This is a genomic window from Geodermatophilus sp. URMC 65, from assembly GCF_053502545.1.
Genome location: NZ_CP199954.1, coordinates 1803054 through 1820898, shown reverse-complemented (window position 1 = coordinate 1820898; position 17845 = coordinate 1803054). Strand labels below are relative to the sequence as shown.

Here is a 17845-nt window from a genome sequence, read left to right as displayed (position 1 = left end):
GGAGATCCGTGTCCGAACCGCTGCCGCCCGGTGCCGCTCCCGAGGGCGGGATCGCCGCCGTCGTCGTCCTCGCCGCCGGGCAGGGCACCCGGATGAGGTCGTCGACGCCCAAGGTGCTGCACGCCCTCGGTGGACGCAGCATGCTCGGCCACGTCCTGGCCGCGACCGCGCCGCTCGCCCCTCGGCACACGCTCGTGGTGGTCGGCGCCGGCCGGGAGGCCGTGGGGGAGCACCTGGCGCAGGTCGCCCCCCAGGCCCGGCCGGTCGTGCAGGAGGAGCAGCGCGGGTCCGGGCACGCCGCGGCGGTGGCGCTGGCCGCCGTCCCCGACCTCCAGGGCCCTGTGCTGCTGGTCAACGGCGACGCCCCGCTGCTGCGCCCCGAGACGGTGACGGCGGTGGTCGACGCGCACCGCGCCGCCGGCAACGTGCTCACCGTGCTGACCGCCGAGGTCGACGACCCCACCGGCCTGGGCCGGATCGTGCGGGACGCCGACGGCGCGGTGCGGGCCATCGTGGAGCAGCGCGACGCCACCCCCGAGCAGCGCGCCATCCGCGAGGTCAACGCCGGCGTCTACGTCGGCGAGGCCGCTGCGCTGCGCCGGACGCTGGCTTCCCTGGGCGAGGACAACGACCAGGGCGAGCAGTACCTCACCGACGTCCTCGGCCTGCTCGTCGCCGAGGGCGCCCCGGTCGGCGGTGCCCCCGCCGAGGACCCGGTCGACGTGCTCGGCTGCAACGACCACCGTGAGCTCGCCGCCCGCCGGCGGACCCTCAACGACCGCGTGCTCGACGACCTGATGCGCGCCGGCGTCACCGTCGTGGACCCGGCCACCACCTGGGTCGACGTCACCGTCACCGTCGCGGCGGACGCGATGCTCGAGCCCGGCGTCCAGCTCCGGGGGACGACGTCGGTCGCGACCGGCGCCGTCGTCGGACCGGACACCACCCTCGTCGACACCACCGTCGAGGAGGGCGCGAGCGTGGTCCGCTCGCACGTCCTCGGCGCGGTCGTCGGCCCCCGCGCCACCGTCGGCCCGTTCAGCTACCTGCGGCCGGGCACCCGGCTGGCCGCCGGCTCGAAGGTCGGCGCCTTCGTCGAGACCAAGAACGTGCAGGTCGGCGAGGACTCCAAGGTGCCGCACCTCTCCTACGTCGGCGACGCCACGATCGGGCGGGGCTCGAACGTCGGCGCGGCGACGGTCTTCGTGAACTACGACGGCGTCGAGAAGCACCACACGCGGGTCGGCGACCACGTGCGCATCGGCTCGGACACCATGCTCGTGGCGCCGGTCACCGTGGGGGACGGCGCCTACACCGCGGCCGGCTCGGTGATCACCAACGACGTCCCCCCGGGGGCGATGGGCGTCGCGCGGGCGCGCCAGCGCAATGTGGCAGGCTGGGTACGTCGGCGTCGTCCCGGGACGGCTGCCGCGCAGGCCGCCGAGGCGGCTGGGGATGCAGGGGCCGAGGCGGCGGCCGACACTCGCGCGGAGGCGTCCGAGTAGGGCCCGCCGGTCGCCCGACCGACGGACGAGCAGGGGTGGACGAGCCGATGAGCGCGATCCGGCAGGCGACCAGCAAGAGCCTGATGCTCTTCTCCGGCCGGGCCTTCCCCGAGCTGACCGACGAGATCGCCGGGCACCTCGGCGTGACGCCGACCCCCACCGCGTCCTACGAGTTCGCCAACGGCGAGCTCTTCGTCCGCTTCGAGGAGTCCGTCCGCGGCTCCGACGCCTTCATCGTCCAGAGCCACACCGCGCCGATCAACACCTGGCTCATGGAGCAGCTGCTCATGGTGGACGCTGCCAAGCGCGCGTCGGCCAAGCGGATCACGGTGGTCGTGCCGTTCTTCCCCTACGCCCGGCAGGACAAGAAGCACCGCGGCCGCGAGCCCATCTCCGCCCGCCTCGTCGCCGACATGTTCAAGACCGCCGGTGCCGACCGGCTGATGACCGTCGACCTGCACACCGCGCAGATCCAGGGCTTCTTCGACGGCCCGGTCGACCACCTCTTCGCCCTCGACCTGCTCGTCGGGCACGTCTGCGAGCGCTGGGGCGACCGCGACATCACCGTGGTCTCACCGGACTCCGGGCGGGTGCGCGTCTCCGAGCGGTGGAGCGACAAGCTCGGCGGCGTCCCGCTGGCCTTCATCCACAAGACCCGCGACCCGATGAAGCCCAACGAGGTCGTCGCCAACCGCGTCGTCGGTGAGGTCGAGGGCCGGGTCTGCATCCTGGTCGACGACATGATCGACACCGGCGGCACGATCGTGAAGGCCGCCGAGACGCTGTTCGACGCGGGCGCCGCCGACGTCATCGTCTGTGCCACGCACGGCGTGCTCTCCGGCCCGGCGGTCGACCGGTTGAAGAACAGCCGGATCAGCGAGGTCATCGTGACCAACACGCTGCCCATCGAGCCGGCCCGCCAGTTCGACAAGCTCACCGTCCTGTCCATCGCCCCGCTGCTGGCGCGGGCGATCAAGGAGGTCTTCGAGGACGGCTCCGTGACGAGCCTCTTCGGCGGCGCGAGCTAACTGTCGGCCTACCGGCGGACACCGCGGCCATGACACCGCGGTCCTCCGGACCGCACCGCGGCCAGGTGCCGTGCCCCTGCTGAGCTGAGCCCTCCCCGTGCCCCGGTCGGGAGGCCCTCCGGGCCCCCGCGACCGGTTCACTCCGGCCACCTGCCGTCCCGGCTCGAGTGCCGGCCTCTTGCCTACCCGCACGGCGGTCCTGCGGCGTCAGGTACCGTGGAGGAGTTGCCCGGCGAGGGAGACGGTCCGCCGTACTCCGTGATCGACGTGCGTGTGCCTCCAGGGGCGTGCCGCGCCGTGTGCCGGCCACCGACCCGGATCCACCTCCCGAGGAGCACACCACCGTGGCTGACTTCCGCCTCGTCGCCGAGGCCCGCACCGAGTTCGGCAAGGGCAGCGCCCGCCGCACCCGCCGGGCCGGCCGCATCCCCGCCGTCCTCTACGGGCACGGCCAGGACGTCGTGCACCTGTCGCTGCCGGCCCGCGAGTTCGCCGCGGCGCTGCGCAACGGCGGCTCCAACGTCCTGCTGACCGTCGTCCTCGACGGCCGGGAGGAGCTGGCGCTCACCAAGTCGGTGCAGCGCGACCCGCTGACCCGCGTCCACGAGCACGTCGACCTGCTCCTGGTCCGCCGCGGCGAGCGGACCACCGTCGACGTGCCGATCGTCATCGTCGGTGAGCCCGGCGTCGACGCGATCGCGAACCACCAGCTGAACACCGTCTCGATCGAGGCGGACGCCACGAACCTGCCCGAGACGATCGAGGTCGACGTCACCGGTCACACCGCGGGGCAGAACATCATCGCGGCCGACCTGGGGCTGCCCGCCGGCGCGACGCTGGTCACCGACCCCGAGGCGCTCGTCATCGGCTTCCTGGGCGCCCCGACCGCCGAGGCCCTCGAGGCCGAGCTCGCCGAGGCCGAGGCCGAGGCCGGCATCGAGCGCGAGGAGTCCGCCGAGCCCGCCGAGGGCGTCGGCCAGGGCGACGTCGTCCCCGAGCCGCAGGAGCAGGGCAGCGGGGAGTCGATGGAGTCGGCCGAGAAGGGCTGAGGTCGACCCTGAGCGAGAACACGACCCGCAGGGGCGCCGGCGACGCCGGCGCCCCTGCGGCTGTGTCCGAGGGGCCCTTCCTCGTCGTGGGGCTGGGCAACCCCGGCTCCTCCTACGCCGGCAACCGGCACAACGTCGGCGCGATGGTGCTCGACGAGCTCGCCGCCCGCGCCGGGATGAAGCTGTCCCCCGGCAAGGGGAAGCGGGCGCGGACGCTGATCGGCGAGGGACGGCTGGCCGGCCGCCGCGTCGTGCTGGCCCGGCCCACGTCCTACATGAACGAGTCCGGCGGCCCGGTCCGCGGCCTGCTCGACTACCACTCCATCCCGCCCACCGACCTCGTCGTGCTGCACGACGAGCTCGACATCCCCTTCGCCAGCGTGCGGCTCAAGCGCGGCGGCGGCGAGGGCGGCCACAACGGCCTGCGGTCGATCACCCGCTCCACCGGCACGAAGGACTACCTCCGGGTACGCGTCGGCATCGGCCGCCCGCCCGGCCGCCAGGACCCCGCCGACTTCGTGCTCAAGGACTTCTCCGCGACCGAGCGCAAGGAGCTCGGCCTCCTGGTCGCCGAGGCCGCCGACGCGACCGAGGAGCTCCTCGCGCAGGGCCTCGAGGCGGCGCAGAACGTCGTCCACCCCCGCACCTGACCGGGCGCCCCGGGTGGGTGACCCACCGTCCCCAACGGGTGAACGAGTCCCCCCCCGCATTGACCCACCCGTGACGCGCTGTGATGGTCGATCCGACGTCGGGCGCCGTGCCCGGGCGGATTCGCTGCTCATGGACGAGTGGTCGCCCACGTACGAGTGATGCCGACTACACGTTGTCACGTGTGTCCGGGGGGGGACCGTGCTGCTCGACCAGTCCACCATTCGACTAGGGACGGCGTCCCGTGCGCTCGCGGAGCCGCCGTCCGCCCTGCGCCGTCCTCGGCTGTGGCGTGGCGGCGCCGCCTGGGCCGGCCGCTACTCGCGCGCCCTCACCGGCTTCGAGGTCGTGGCCGCCGCGGTCGCCGCCTGGACCGTCCTCGGCGCCCACCCGGACGCCTCACCGACGACCTCGCTGTTCTGGGCCAGCCTCGGCCTCGTCGTCGTCTGGCCGGTGCTGCTGCACGCCACCGGCGCCCACGCCGAGCGGGTCTTCGGCACCGGCAGCGACGAGTACCGCGCCGTCGGGAAGGCCGGCTTCGTCCTGCTGGCTGTCGCCGGCTTCGCTTCCTACGCCGCCGACCTCGACCTCAGCCGGGCTCTGGTCGTCGGCGCCGTCCCCGCGCTGACCCTGGGCACCCTGCTCGGCCGGTTCGCCGCCCGCTGCACGCTGCGCGGCCTGCGCGCGCAGGGCCGCTGCACCAAGCGGGTCGTCGTCGTGGGGCGCGGCACCGCCGCCCTCGAGCTGGTCGACCGGCTGCGCCGCGAGCGGTTCGCCGGGCTGGAGGTCGTCGCCGCCTGCGTCACCCCCGACGACCGCGATCGGGTGTCCCGCGTCGCCGGCGTCCCCGTCGCCGGTCTGGACGACGTCCTGACGCTGGCCGGCCACCTCGGTGCGGACACCATCGCCGTCACCTCCGCCAGCGAGACCGCCTCGCAGTACCTGCGCTCGCTGTCCTGGCAGCTGGAGGGCACCGGCATCGAGCTGCTCGTCGCGCCCGGCCTCGTCGAGGTCGCCGGCCCGCGGCTGCACATCCGCCCGTTCGAGGGGCTGCCGCTGCTGTCGGTGGAGCAGCCGCGCTTCGAGGGCTGGCAGCGGGTGATCAAGGGCGGCATGGACCGCGCCGTCGCCGCCCTGGCGCTGGTGCTCCTCGCCCCGGTCCTGCTCGCGATCGCCCTCGCCGTCAAGGTGACCAGCCCCGGCCCGGTGCTCTACCGCCAGGAGCGGGTCGGCGTGAACGGGCAGGCCTTCACGATGCTGAAGTTCCGCAGCATGGTCGTCGACGCCGACCGCCAGGTCGACGCGCTGCAGGCGCAGAACATCTCCGACGGCCTGCTGTTCAAGATGCGCGTGGACCCGCGGGTCACCCCGGTCGGCCGGGTGCTGCGCCGGCTGTCACTGGACGAGCTGCCGCAGCTGTTCAACGTCCTCGGCGGCTCCATGTCGCTGGTCGGCCCACGCCCGCCGCTGCCCGGTGAGGTCGCCCGCTACGACACGTCGGTCAGCCGCCGGCTGCTGGTCAAGCCCGGGCTCACCGGGCTGTGGCAGATCTCCGGGCGCTCAGACCTGCCGTGGGAGGAGTCCGTGCGGCTGGACCTGCGCTACGTCGAGAACTGGTCGCTGGCGATGGACCTGCTGATCCTCGTCAAGACCGTGCGCGCCGTCGTCAGCAGCTCCGGGGCCTACTGAAAGGACCACCCTCCCCCCCCTTGAAGGACCCCCTCGCCCCCCGCCACTCGCAGGCTCGGCGCGGGCCCCTGAAGGGTGGCCGTTCCAGCACCTCACCAGGCTCGGCGTGGGCCTCCGAAGGGTGGCCGTTCCAGCACCACACCGGGCTCGGCGCGGGCCTCTGAAGGGTGGCCGTTCCAGCACCACACCGGGCTCGGCGCGGGCCCTGAGGGGCGGCCTCCCTGCCCCCGACCGCGGCAACGAGGCGCCCTGCACGGCCGTGCCCCGTGCGGGTGAGGGCACCCCCCGCACACCTCCCCACGAGCGCGGTGTCCGTCGATGCTCACCCAGGGCGACGGAACCGCGCGTCCCGCACGCAGACGGCGTCCGACCTGCTCGGACGCGAGACGGAGGCCCCCGGTGGACCACGTGAGCATCGCCATGGTCGGCACGCGCGGCGTGCCGGCCCGGTACGGCGGCTTCGAGACGGCCGTGGAGGAGATCGGCCGCCGGCTGGCCGACGCCGGGCACCGGGTGGTCGTGTACTGCCGCACGGTCCCCGGGGCGCAGGAGCCGCCGCCGGCCGAGCACCTGGGCATGGAGCTGGTGCACCTGCCGGCCGCCCGCCGCCGGTCGCTCGAGACCCTCAGCCACACGGCCCTGTCGGTCCGCCACCTGCTGGCCCACCGCACCGACGCAGCCATCCTGTTCAACGCGGCGAACTCGCCGCTGCTGCCGGCGCTGCGCGCCGCCCGCATCCCGGTCGCCACGCACGTCGACGGCCTGGAGTGGAAGCGGGCCAAGTGGGGCGGCACGGGACGGCGCTACTACCGGGCCGCGGAGGCGCTCGCCGTCCGCTGGTCCGACGCGCTCATCGCCGACGCGCAGGGCATCGCGGACTACTACCGCGACGCCTTCGCCGCCCCCACCACGCTGCTGACCTACGGCGCGCCGCTCATCGAGCCCGGCGCGCATCGGCTGGCCGAGCTCGGCCTCGAGCCGCGCGGCTACCACCTGGTGGTCGCCCGGTTCGAGCCGGAGAACCACGTCGACGTCATCGTCGAGGGCTACGCAGCCAGCACGGCCACCAAGCCGCTGGTCGTCGTCGGCTCGGCGCCCTACGCCGACGCGTACACCGCCCGCGTGCACGGCCTCGCCGACGACCGGGTGCGCTTCCTCGGCGGCGTCTGGGACCAGGAGCTGCTCGACCAGCTGTACGCAAACTGCGCCACCTACCTGCACGGGCACTCCGTGGGCGGCACCAACCCCTCGCTGCTGCGCGCGATCGGCGCCGGCGCCGCGGTCACCGCCTTCGACGTCGACTTCAACCGCGAGGTGGTCGCCGACGCGGGGCGGTACTTCCGCACCCCGGCCGACGTCGCCCGCGAGGTCGTCGCGGTCGAGGCCGATCCGGAGCGGGTCACCCGCTCCGGGCAGCGCGCCCGCGAGCTGGCCGGCGGCTACGACTGGGACTCCGTCGCCGCCGGCTACGGGGAGCTCGCCCGCGCGCTGGCCGAGCGGCGCTTCCCGGCCCGCCGTCCCTCGGGGCGCCGCCGGCCGACCGCGGCGGACGCGCCGCCGGCCCCGCGCCCGGCGCAGCGGCCGGCCGACGTCGTCCCGCTGCCCGCGCCCGCCCCGGCGGTCGAGGACCTCCCGGTGGTGCGGCCGTGACCGCAGCCGTCGGGGCCCGCCCGGCCGACGACCTGCGGACGACGGTCCGCCGGCTGGCCGCCGCGCAGAAGGGCGCCACCGGAGCCCCGGCCTACTCGCGCTTCGTCAACCGCCCGCTCGGCCGCCTGTTCGCCGCGCTGGCCTTCCACGCCGGGCTCACGCCGAACGCGGTCACCGCGGTCAGCGCCGCGTTCACCGCCACCGGCGTCGCGCTGCTCGCCCTGGCGCCGCCCTCGGTGCCCATGGGTCTGTCGGTCGCCGCCTGCCTGGTGCTCGGGTACGCGCTCGACGCCGCCGACGGGCAGCTGGCCCGGCTGCGCGGCGGCGGCTCACCGGCGGGGGAGTGGCTCGACCACATGGTCGACGCCGCCAAGGCCTCCAGCCTGCACCTGGCCGTGCTGATCGGCTGGTACCGCGCCGACGTCGTCGACGAGATCTGGCTGCTGGTGCCGCTGGGCTACTGCGTGGTCGACGCCGTCACCTACTTCGGCACGATGCTCAACGAGGCGCTGCGCGCCCAGCACGGGGTCGCCACCCGGGCGCAGCGCACCGCCCAGCGGGTCGGCGTGGGCCGCTCGCTGCTGACGCTGCCGACCGACTACGGCCTGCTGGCCTGCGTCTTCGTCCTCTTCGGGGCGCCCCCGCTGTTCGTCCCGACCTACACCGTCCTCTTCCTGGCGGCGGCCGGCTTCCTCGCCCTCGCCTCGGTCAAGTGGTTCCGCGAGATGGGCAGGTTGCCGCGATGAGTGTCCCCGAGAACCGGCCGGCGCCCTCGCTCCGACGTGAGGCGATCGGTGGCGCGGTCGCGGCGCTGGTCGTGCTGGCGATCGTCCTCCTCGGCCTCCTGGTCCGCGGTGGGAACGACGGCGACGTCGCGGCGGCCGGGACGGCGACGTCGTCCCCCGCTGCTCCCAGCAGCGCTGCCGGGGCCGCTCCGACGACGCCTCCGGAGGAGGCGGCGCCGGCGACCGCCGACGAGGCGGCCCCGGGTGACGCCGCCGAGCTGCCCCGCAGCCTGCCTGCGGTCGCGTTCGACGAGGAGGCCGCGGGTGAGGACGGCGTCCGCGGCCAGGTCGTCTCCCTCGAGGGGATCGACGGGACCGCGGAGGGCGTGGGCAACGTCGCCGGGCCGGCCCTGCGCGCCACCGTGCGCCTGACCAACGGGACGGCGGACCCCGTCGACCTCGGCATGGTGAGCATCACCCTCACCCACGGGCCGGCCCACACGCCGGCCTCGCCGCTGGACGACCCCTCGCGGGCCCCGTTCGCGGGGACGCTGGACCCCGGGGGGTCCACCGAGGGCGTCTACGTCTTCACCGTGCCCGAGGACGACCGCGAGGTCGTCACCCTGACCGTCGGCTACGGAGCCGGCGTCCCGTTCCTGGTCTTCGCCGGCGCGGTCGGCTGACGCCTCCCCACCAGCTCCACCCCTGCAGGGCCCCGGCGGTTTCGCCGGGGCCCTGCGCGCATCGCCGACAGGCCCGGATGTCACCCACAGTGATGAGCCACGGAGCGTGGTCAGCGTTGACCTGGGACTCGTCACCGCATCGGGGGATGCCGGGGCCCCGGCGGTGACGCTTAGTGTCCGTCTGCTGGTCCGTGGAGACCGGCGAGTCGTGCTGCACGAGCGGGGGAATCACATGTCTTCACTGTCGGCCGCCTGGGGGAAGCCCCTCCTGGCCGGCCTCCTCAGCCTCTTGGTGGGGGTCGGGACGGCGGCACTGCCGGCATCCGCCCTGGCCGACACCGCGCCGCTGGACGCGGCGGCCCCGACGACGCCCACCACGGTGAGCGCCGACCCGCTGCCCACGGTCCAGATCAACGGCGTCGCGTGGGCGCAGACGGTCGTCGGCAACACGGTCTACGTCGCCGGCAGGTTCACCAGCGCGCGCCCGGCCGGAGCCCGCGCGGGCACGTCAGAAACGCCGCGCAACAACCTGCTCGCCTACGACATCCGCACCGGCGAGCTGATCACCTCCTTCGCGCCCAGCCTCAACGCGCAGGCCGTGGCGCTGGCGGTCTCGCCGGACGGCTCCCGCCTCTACGTCGGCGGCGATTTCACCCAGGCCAACGGTCAGGTCCGCAACCGGATCGCGGCGTACGACACGGCGACGGGGCAGCTGGTCAGCTCGTTCCGCCCGTCCGCCAACAGCCAGGTGCGGGCGATCGCGGCCACCAACACGACCGTCTACTTCGGGGGTCAGTTCTCCGCGGTCGGGAGTTCCGCGCGCAACCGGCTCGCGGCCGCGCGGGCCAGTGACGGCGCGCTGCTGGCGTGGGCGCCGCAGCCAGGGGTCGGCTCGACGGCCGGCAACCGGGACGGCAACACCACGACCAGCCGGGACGTCATGGCCATGGTCCTGGCCGGCACCAACCAGGTCGTCGTCGGCGGGCGGTTCGACTCGCTGAACGGCACCAAGGCCACCGGCGTGGGGGCGCTCGACGCCACGACCGGTGCCACCAAGACGTTCGCGCTGAACGGCCACCTGACCAACCAGGGCATCAACTCCGCCGTCTACAGCCTCAGCACCGACGGCACCAACGTGTACGGCACCGCCTACGACTACTTCGGCCCGGGTGACCTCGAGGGCACCTTCGCCGCCAGCGCCAACGGCGGCACGGTCCGCTGGTTCGCCGACTGCCGCGGGGACACCTACTCCTCCTTCCCGATGAAGGGGGCCGTCTACACGGCGTCGCACGCGCACGACTGCCGCAACATCGGCAGCTTCGCCGACACGGACCCGAGGAGCTTCTGGCACGCCAACGCCTTCAGCATCGCGGCGGCGGGCGTCAACACCACCGCCAACAACTGGAACGGCGGCCGGCTCGCCGGCCAGCCCGCCCCCGCGCACCTGGCGTGGCACCCGCTGTTCGACGCCGGCAGCTTCACCGGTCAGTTCCAGGCCGGCTGGACGGTCTCGGCCAACTCGCAGTACGTCGTCTACGGCGGTGAGTTCCCGTTCGTGAACGACGTCGCCCAGCAGGGCCTGGTGCGTTTCGCCCTGCCGACCGCGGCGCCGAACAAGGTCAAGCCGCGGACGTCGGGGACGTTCGCCCCCACGGCCACGATGAACCCGGGCGCGGTGCGGGTCTCCTGGCCGGCCGTCTGGGACCAGGACAACGAGTACCTCACCTACCGCGTCCACCGCGACGGCACGACCGGGACGCCGGCCTGCGAGGTCGTGCAGCCGTCGCGGTGGTGGAAGCTGCCGACGTACAGCTGCTCGGACACCGGTGCCACCGCGGGCTCGCACACCTATCGGGTCGTCGCCGTCGACGCGTTCGGCAACAGCCTGACCTCCAGCACGATCACGGCGACCGTCCCGTCCGGCAGCGCCGGCAGCGCCAGCCGTCCCTACGACACGATGGTGGACGGCGACGGCGCGGTCGACCACTGGCGCCTGGGCGAGACGTCCGGCACGACGGCCTACGACTACGCCGGTCCGAACAACATGACCGTCGGCTCCGGCGTGACCCGCAACGTCACCGGCGCGATCGCCGGCGACGGGGACAAGGCGTACCGGTTCAACGGGACCTCCGCCGGTTCCGCCGCCACCCAGACCGCCCAGGCCAGCCCGCAGGTCTTCACCGTGGAGGCGTGGTTCCAGACCACGACCACCGGCGGCGGGAAGATCGTCGGCTTCGGCAACGCGCGCACCGGTCTGAGCACGTCCTACGACCGGCACGTCTACATGGACGCGCAGGGCCGGGTGTACTTCGGCGTGTACAACGGGGCCAAGCGCACCGTGCAGAGCACCGCCGCGTTCAACGACGGTCGCTGGCACCACGTCGCCGGCACCCTCAGCCCCAGCGGCCTGGCGCTCTACGTCGACGGCGCGCTGGTCAGCAGCCGCACGGACGTGACGACCGCCAACCCCATCACGGGTTACTGGCGGGTCGGCGGCGACACCAGCTGGGCCACGGGTCTGGACTGGTTCGCCGGGCAGATCGACGAGGTCGCCGTCTACTCCCGTGCCCTCTCCGCCGCGGAGATGGCCGACCACCACCGGGCCGGGACGACCGGGCAGGCGCCCAACACGGCTCCGACGGCGGCGTTCACCTCCGCGGTGAGCGGGCTGGCGGTGTCGGTGGACGGCTCGGGGTCCCGGGACGCCGAGGGGCCGGTGGCCTCCCACGCGTGGGACTTCGGTGACGGCTCCACCGGGACCGGGGCGACGGCGTCGCACACCTACGCGGCCGGCGGCACCTACACCGTGAAGCTGACGGTGACCGATGCGGCCGGGGCGACCGGCACGGTGAGCAGGGCCGTCACGGTGAGCGCGCCGACGCCGCCGGCGGGCACGGTCGTGGCGTCGGACGCCTTCGGGCGGGACGTCACCGGAGGCTGGGGGACCGCCGACCTCGGCGGCGCCTGGACGGTCACCGGGACCTCGGCCAACGCCACGGTGACCGGCGGGTCCGGGCGGCTGTCCGCGGCCGTGGGGGGCACCAGTGCGGCAACGCTGCCGGTCTCGGTGCTGGACGTGGCCGTGCAGGCCGACGTGCTGTTGGAGCGGGCCCCCACCGGCGGCGGCAGCTACGTGTCGCTGGGCAGCCGCATCGTCGGCACCACCCGGTACACCACGCAGCTCCGGTTCAGTGCGTCCGGTTCCGTGACCGTCAGCCTGACCAGCGTGGTCAACGGCACGGAGACCGTGCTCGGGTCCTACCGGCTGCCCGCCACCTACGCGCCGGGCAGCGTGCTGCGGGTCCGCTTCGAGGCGGTCGGCGACGGGTCGACGGCGCTGCGCGCCAAGGCCTGGGACTCCGCCTCCGCCGAGCCGGCGGGCTGGCAGGTCAGCGCCACCGACACGACCGCGGGCCTGCAGCAGGCCGGCACCGTGCGGGCGGACCTCTACCACTCCACGACGGCCACCAGCGCCCAGACCCTGCGGATGGACAACCTGCAAGTCGCGCAGCTGGGCGTGGCCGCTCCGCCGGCGAACACGGCTCCGACGGCGGCGTTCACCTCCGCGGTGAGCGGGCTGGCGGTGTCGGTGGACGGCTCGGGGTCCCGGGACGCCGAGGGGCCGGTGGCCTCCCACGCGTGGGACTTCGGTGACGGCTCCACCGGGACCGGGGCGACGGCGTCGCACACCTACGCGGCGGCCGGCACGTACACCGTGAAGCTGACGGTGACCGATGCGGCCGGGGCGACCGGCACGGTGAGCAGGGCCGTCACGGTGAGCGCGCCGACGGCACCCGAGCAGCCGGCGAACACGGCTCCGACGGCGGCGTTCACCTCCGCGGTGAGCGGGCTGGCGGTGTCGGTGGACGGCTCGGGGTCCCGGGACGCCGAGGGGCCGGTGGCCTCCCACGCGTGGGACTTCGGTGACGGCTCCACCGGGACCGGGGCGACGGCGTCGCACACCTACGCGGCCGGCGGCACCTACACGGTGAAGCTGACGGTGACCGACGCCGCCGGTGCGACCGGCACGGTGAGCAGGGCCGTCACGGTGCAGGCGCCGGTCGTGGTCGAGCCCCCGGCGGACACCGCGATCGCCCGCGACACCTTCGGCCGCACCGTGGCCGACGGCTGGGGCACCGCCGAGCGCGGTGGCGACTGGACCATCACCGGCACCTCGGCCAACCCCACGGTGGCCGACGGGGTCGCCCGGCTCAGCGCGAACGCAGGGTCGACCCGGGGCGGGCAGCTGGCGATCGCCGGCCGGGACGTCGTCCTGCAGGCCGACGTCGCGCTGGCGCAGGCCCCGGCCGGTGGCGGCAGCTACGTGTCCCTGGCGTCCCGCACCGTCGGGACCACCCGGTACGACGCGCAGATCCGGTTCAGCGCGACCGGCTCGATGACGCTGAGCCTGGTCTCGGCGGTCAACGGGGCGGAGACCACGATGGGGTCCTACCGGCTGGCGGGCACCTACACCGCGGGGACCGTGGTGACGGTGCGGCTGGAGACGGTCGGCAACGGGTCGACGGCGCTGCGGGCCAAGGCCTGGCTGGCGGGGTCGGCCGAGCCGGCGACCTGGCAGGTGACCGCCACCGACACCACGGCGGCGCTGCAGCGGGCCGGTGACCTGCGAGTCCAGCTGTACGAGTCCTCGACCTCAGGCCGCGCCCAGACCCTGCGCGTGGACGACGTGTGGGTGGGGGCTCCGGGCACCACGCCGTGACGGCTCGGGGGCGGGGGGATCGCTCCCCCGCCCCCGGCCTACGGATCGGACGAGCGGACCGGCCTGCGGGCCGGTCCGCTCGTCGGCGTTCGGGAGGGCGGACCAGCAGGTCTGAGTCACCCCTCCGAGGGAAGACGGGGCATTCGGCCGACCGGAGGATGAGCACACCGGGTCGGCCGGACACGGCTCCGAGCCCGGAACGGGGGAGGGGGCACCACTGTGTTGACCGGCCATCAGGGCAGGACGGACGAGGCCGGCGGGAGGCAGCTCCCGTGACGGTGACCGCACTCGCGCCCAGCGGACCGGACGCCGGACCGGACGACGGAGCGCCGCTCGGCGTCGTCGTCGTCTCGTACGGCAGCGTGGAGCTGCTCCGGCGCAACCTCGCACCGGCCGGCCTGCCGAGCGGCGACGTGCGCGTCGTCGTCGTGGACAACTTCTCCTCGGAGGCCAACCGGCGCGCCGTCCTCGAGCTCGGCGCCGCCTCCGGCTGGCACGTCGTCGGCATGCCCGACAACCGCGGCTTCGGCGCGGCCTGCAACGCGGGCGTGGCGGCCGCCCGGGAGCTGGGCTGCCGCACCTTCCTCTTCCTCAACCCCGATGCGGTGATCACGCCCGCCGTCGTGGCCGAGCTGCGGGCGCAGAGCCTGCGCGAGCCGCTGTCGATCATCAGCCCGCGGCTGCTCTCCTCGGACGGCGAGGTCGTGTTCCTCGCAGCGCGCACCGACCTGCGCGACGGCCGGGTCCGGCGCCGACCCGGCACCGACGGACCGCGCACCGACGACCCCGGTGACTGGCTCTGCGGCGCCTGCGTGGTCGTTCACGACGAGCTGTTCACCCGGATCGGCGGCTACGACGAGGACTACTTCCTGTACTGGGAGGACGTCGACCTCGGCTACCGGGCGGTCGCGGCCGGCGCCACCGTGGTGCTGCGCGAGGACCTGGTGGCCGTGCACGACGAGGGCGGCACCCACGGCCCGCGCCGGGGCCGCGCCAAGTCCGCCCTCTACTACCGCTACAACTGCCGCAACCGGCTGGTCTTCGCCGCCCGCAACCTCGACCGGCGGGCACTGCTGCGCTGGGTCCTCACCACCCCGGCGGTCAGCTGGGAGATCCTGCTCCGGGGCGGACGGCGGCAGCTGCTGCAGACGCCGTCGCTGCTCTGGGCGGCGGCGCGCGGCGCGCTCGCGGGCCTGGTCCGGGTCCTGCCCGCGCTCCTCCGCGGCCCGCGGCGGACCCCGGCGCGCCCATCCGTGCTGGTGGTCCACCCCGGCGCCGAGCTGTACGGCTCGGACCGGGTGCTGCTCGAGTCGGTCGGCGCGCTGCTGCGCGAGCACGCCGTGACGGTGGCGTTGCCCGGACCCGGCCCGCTGGTCGCCGAGCTCGAGGCCCGCGGCGCCCGCGTCGTGCCGTGTCCGATGCCGGTCCTGCGCAAGGCGGTGTTCCGGCCGGCCGGCGCCCTGCGGCTGCTGGGCGACGCCGTGCGGGGGGTGCTCCCCGCGCTGGTCCTGCTGCACCGCGCCGACGTCGTCCACGTGAACACAACGGTCCTGCCCTGGTGGCTGCTGCTCGGCCGGCTGGCCCGCCGCCGCATCGTCTGCCACGTGCACGAGGCGGAGTGGCCGGGCCCGGCCGTGCTGCAACGGCTGCTGCTGGCGCCGCTGCTCGCGGCCGACACCGTGGTGGCCAACAGCCGGTTCACCGCCGAGGTGGTCACCGGGCTCGTCCCGGCGCTCGCCGGGCGGACGACCGTCGTGCCCAACCCCGTGCCCGGCCTGGCCGCCCCCGACCCCGCCCGCGAGCGGCTGGAGGGTCCGGTGCGGCTGCTCTTCGTCGGCCGGCTCTCGCCCCGCAAGGGCGCCGACGTCGCCGTCGAGGTCCTGCACGAGCTGCTGAACCGTGGCGTCGACGCCCGGCTCACCCTGGCCGGCTCGGTGTTCGGCGGCTACGAGTGGTTCGAGGTGCGGCTGCGCGACGCGGTGCGCCGCGCGGGGCTCAGCAGCCGGGTGGAGTTCACCGGGTTCGTGCCCGACGTGTGGCCGGTCCTGCAGCAGGCCGACGTCGTGCTGGTGCCCTCGGTGCTCGACGAGTCCTTCGGCAACACCGCGGTCGAGGCCGTGATGGCCGGCCGGCCGGTCGTCGTGAGCGACCTGCGCGGGCTGCGCGAGGCCACCGCCGGCTACGAGGGCGTCCGGGTGGCCGCCCCGGGCCGGGCCGCGGAGTGGGCCGACGCGGTGCAGGCGCTGGTCGGCGACTGGCCGCGGGTGCGGAAGGCAGCCACCCGGGACGCCGCCGAGGCGCGGGAGCGGCATGCCGTCGGGCGGTTCGCCGCACGGCTGGCCGACGCGGTCGGGCTCGCCCGACCGGCCGGTCCCCCGGTGACCCGCGGCGGACGAGCGTGAGCCTCGCCGGGGCGCTCCCGGGGACCGCCACCGAGACGGTGCGCATCACCGTCGCCGTGCCGACCTACCGACGCCCCGACGACCTGCGCGCGGCGCTGCCGCTGCTGCTGGAGCAGGCACGCGGGATCGCCGACCGGTACGTCGCCGACGTCCTCGTGGTGGACAACGACCCCGAGCGCAGCGGCGCGGCGGTCGTGGCCGAGCTCGCCGCACCCGAGCTGCGGTACGTCGCCGAGCCGACGCCGGGCATCGCCGCCGTCCGCAACCGCGCCATCGACGAGGCCGCGGGCAGCCGCCTCCTGGCATTCATCGACGACGACGAGCGGCCGCTGGCCGGCTGGCTGGACGCCCTCGTCACGACCTGGGCGGCCACCGGCGCCGCGGCGGTGTCCGGCCGCATCCTGGCCGAGTACGCCGGCGAGCTGGACCCGTGGATCCGGGCCGGGGACTTCTTCGTCCGCCGCAGCCTGCCCACCGGTACCGGGATCGACGTCGCCGCGACCGGGAACCTGCTGCTCGACCTGGAGCAGATCCGGCGGTTCGGCGTCCGCTTCTCCTCGGCGCTGGGGCTCGGCGGCGGCGAGGACACGCTGTTCAGCCGCACGCTGGCCCGCGCGGGCGGGCGCATGGTCTGGTGCGACGAGTCCGTCGCCGTCGACCGCGTGCCGCTGTCGCGGATGACCCGGTCCTGGGTGCTCACCCGGGCGTGGAGCCACGGCAACGCCGCCGTCCTCACCGAGCTGCGACTCGTCGACGGGCCGGGGGCCCGCCCGGCGGTGCGGCTGCGCGGGACGGCCCGGGGGCTGCTCCGGGTGGCCGGGGGCGCGGGCCGGTGGGTGTGGGGCGCGCTCGTGCGCTCCGACCGGCACCGGGCGCGGGGCCTGCGGGCGCTGTGCCGCGGCGCCGGGATGGTCGGCGCCGCCTGCGGCGTGGTCTTCGAGGAGTACGCGCGGAGCGGCCGCCGGTGGCGGCTGTCGTGGAGAGGAGCCCGATGAGTGCGGCGACGACCGCCCGGAACACGGTCAGAGCGGCCCGACGCACGGTCCGGCGGGGTGCCGGGGTCCTGCTCGGCTCGGCGGTCGAGGTGCGCACGGACGCACCCGACGTCGTCCTGACCTTCGACGACGGCCCGGAGCCCGGCGGCACCGACCGGGTGCTGTCGGCACTGGCCGACGCGGGTGCCGGCGCGACGTTCTTCGTGCTGCTCACCCGGGTGCGCAGGTACCGGAGCCTGCTCGACGAGGTCGTGGCTGCGGGGCACGAGGTGGCCCTGCACGGTGTCGACCACCGGGCGCTGCCGACCCTCCCTCCGGAGGAGGTGGGACGGCTGGTGCGTGACGGCAGGGCCGAGCTCGAGGACGCCGTCGGGCAGGCGGTCCGGTGGTACCGGCCGCCCTACGGCCGGCAGACAGTGCGCAACTGGCGGGCGGTGACCTCCGCCGGGATGCTCCCGGTGCTGTGGGGCCCCACGACGTGGGACTGGAAGAGCGACGTGTCCGACGCCGAGCGCCTGGACAAGTCGCTGCAGGGGGTCGCCCGCGGGTCGATCGTGCTGGCGCACGACGGCTTCGCCGGCCCCGAGGACGGCGCGTGCGACGGGCCACCGCCGACGTTCGACCGCGGCGAGCTGATCGCGGCCGTCCTCGACGGCTACGCCGTCCGGGGCCTGCGGGCCCGCTCCCTGGGACAGGCCCTCGGCGACGGGGGACTGGTCCGGGAGACGTGGTTCCCCGGCTGACCTCCAGC

The 17845-nt window shown here is 75.1% G+C and carries 12 protein-coding genes; all 12 read left to right on the top strand.

From position 1 onward, the window contains the following. Positions 1–8 precede the first annotated feature (8 nt). Positions 9–1505 carry a bifunctional UDP-N-acetylglucosamine diphosphorylase/glucosamine-1-phosphate N-acetyltransferase GlmU gene (gene glmU / locus ACWIX7_RS08770; RefSeq protein WP_448621160.1) on the top strand — a complete coding sequence of 499 codons (1497 nt, stop codon included), beginning with the start codon at positions 9–11 and terminating at the stop codon, positions 1503–1505. A 47-nt stretch (positions 1506–1552) separates the two neighbouring features. Beyond that, a complete protein-coding gene (locus ACWIX7_RS08765) occupies positions 1553–2533 on the top strand; it encodes a ribose-phosphate diphosphokinase (RefSeq protein ID WP_448621159.1) in 981 nt (326 codons plus the stop codon). Between the two features lie 344 nt (positions 2534–2877). Beyond that, a complete protein-coding gene (locus ACWIX7_RS08760; RefSeq protein ID WP_448621158.1) occupies positions 2878–3582 on the top strand; it encodes a 50S ribosomal protein L25/general stress protein Ctc in 705 nt (234 codons plus the stop codon). 62 nt (positions 3583–3644) lie between these two features. After that, positions 3645–4232: an aminoacyl-tRNA hydrolase gene (gene pth / locus ACWIX7_RS08755; protein WP_448621157.1), complete on the top strand. Its 588-nt coding sequence runs from the start codon at positions 3645–3647 to the stop codon at positions 4230–4232. A 199-nt stretch (positions 4233–4431) separates the two neighbouring features. Then, positions 4432–5919 carry a sugar transferase gene (locus tag ACWIX7_RS08750; RefSeq protein WP_448621156.1) on the top strand — a complete coding sequence of 496 codons (1488 nt, stop codon included), beginning with the start codon at positions 4432–4434 and terminating at the stop codon, positions 5917–5919. Positions 5920–6318: 399 nt separating this feature from the next. Beyond that, positions 6319–7569 (top strand): DUF1972 domain-containing protein, encoded by a 1251-nt coding sequence (locus ACWIX7_RS08745; protein ID WP_448621155.1) that lies wholly within the window; start codon positions 6319–6321, stop codon positions 7567–7569. After that, a complete protein-coding gene (locus ACWIX7_RS08740; protein ID WP_448621154.1) occupies positions 7566–8315 on the top strand; it encodes a CDP-alcohol phosphatidyltransferase family protein in 750 nt (249 codons plus the stop codon). The genes ACWIX7_RS08745 and ACWIX7_RS08740 overlap by 4 nt, the downstream gene beginning before the upstream one ends. Continuing rightward, positions 8312–8977, top strand: coding sequence for a hypothetical protein (locus tag ACWIX7_RS08735; protein WP_448621153.1), 666 nt, complete (start codon positions 8312–8314; stop codon positions 8975–8977). The genes ACWIX7_RS08740 and ACWIX7_RS08735 overlap by 4 nt, the downstream gene beginning before the upstream one ends. A 292-nt stretch (positions 8978–9269) precedes the next feature. Further along, positions 9270–13697, top strand: a complete 4428-nt coding sequence (locus ACWIX7_RS08730) for a PKD domain-containing protein (protein WP_448621152.1) — start codon at positions 9270–9272, stop codon at positions 13695–13697. 272 nt (positions 13698–13969) lie between these two features. Then, a complete protein-coding gene (locus ACWIX7_RS08725; RefSeq protein WP_448621151.1) occupies positions 13970–16099 on the top strand; it encodes a glycosyltransferase in 2130 nt (709 codons plus the stop codon). After that, the gene (locus ACWIX7_RS08720) at positions 16096–17094 is read left to right on the top strand and encodes a glycosyltransferase family 2 protein (protein WP_448621150.1); all 999 of its coding nucleotides are present in this window, start codon (positions 16096–16098) and stop codon (positions 17092–17094) included. Before ACWIX7_RS08725 ends, ACWIX7_RS08720 begins: the two co-directional genes overlap by 4 nt. Next, a complete protein-coding gene (locus ACWIX7_RS08715) occupies positions 17091–17837 on the top strand; it encodes a polysaccharide deacetylase family protein (RefSeq protein ID WP_448621149.1) in 747 nt (248 codons plus the stop codon). Before ACWIX7_RS08720 ends, ACWIX7_RS08715 begins: the two co-directional genes overlap by 4 nt. Positions 17838–17845: the final 8 nt, after the last annotated feature.

Coding starts and splice junctions, on each gene's coding strand:
- ACWIX7_RS08735 (WP_448621153.1), top strand. CDS start 8,312: ATGAGTGTCCCCGAGAACCGGCCGGCGCCCTCGCTCCGACGTGAGGCG.
- ACWIX7_RS08715 (WP_448621149.1), top strand. CDS start 17,091: ATGAGTGCGGCGACGACCGCCCGGAACACGGTCAGAGCGGCCCGACGC.
- ACWIX7_RS08765 (WP_448621159.1), top strand. CDS start 1,553: ATGAGCGCGATCCGGCAGGCGACCAGCAAGAGCCTGATGCTCTTCTCC.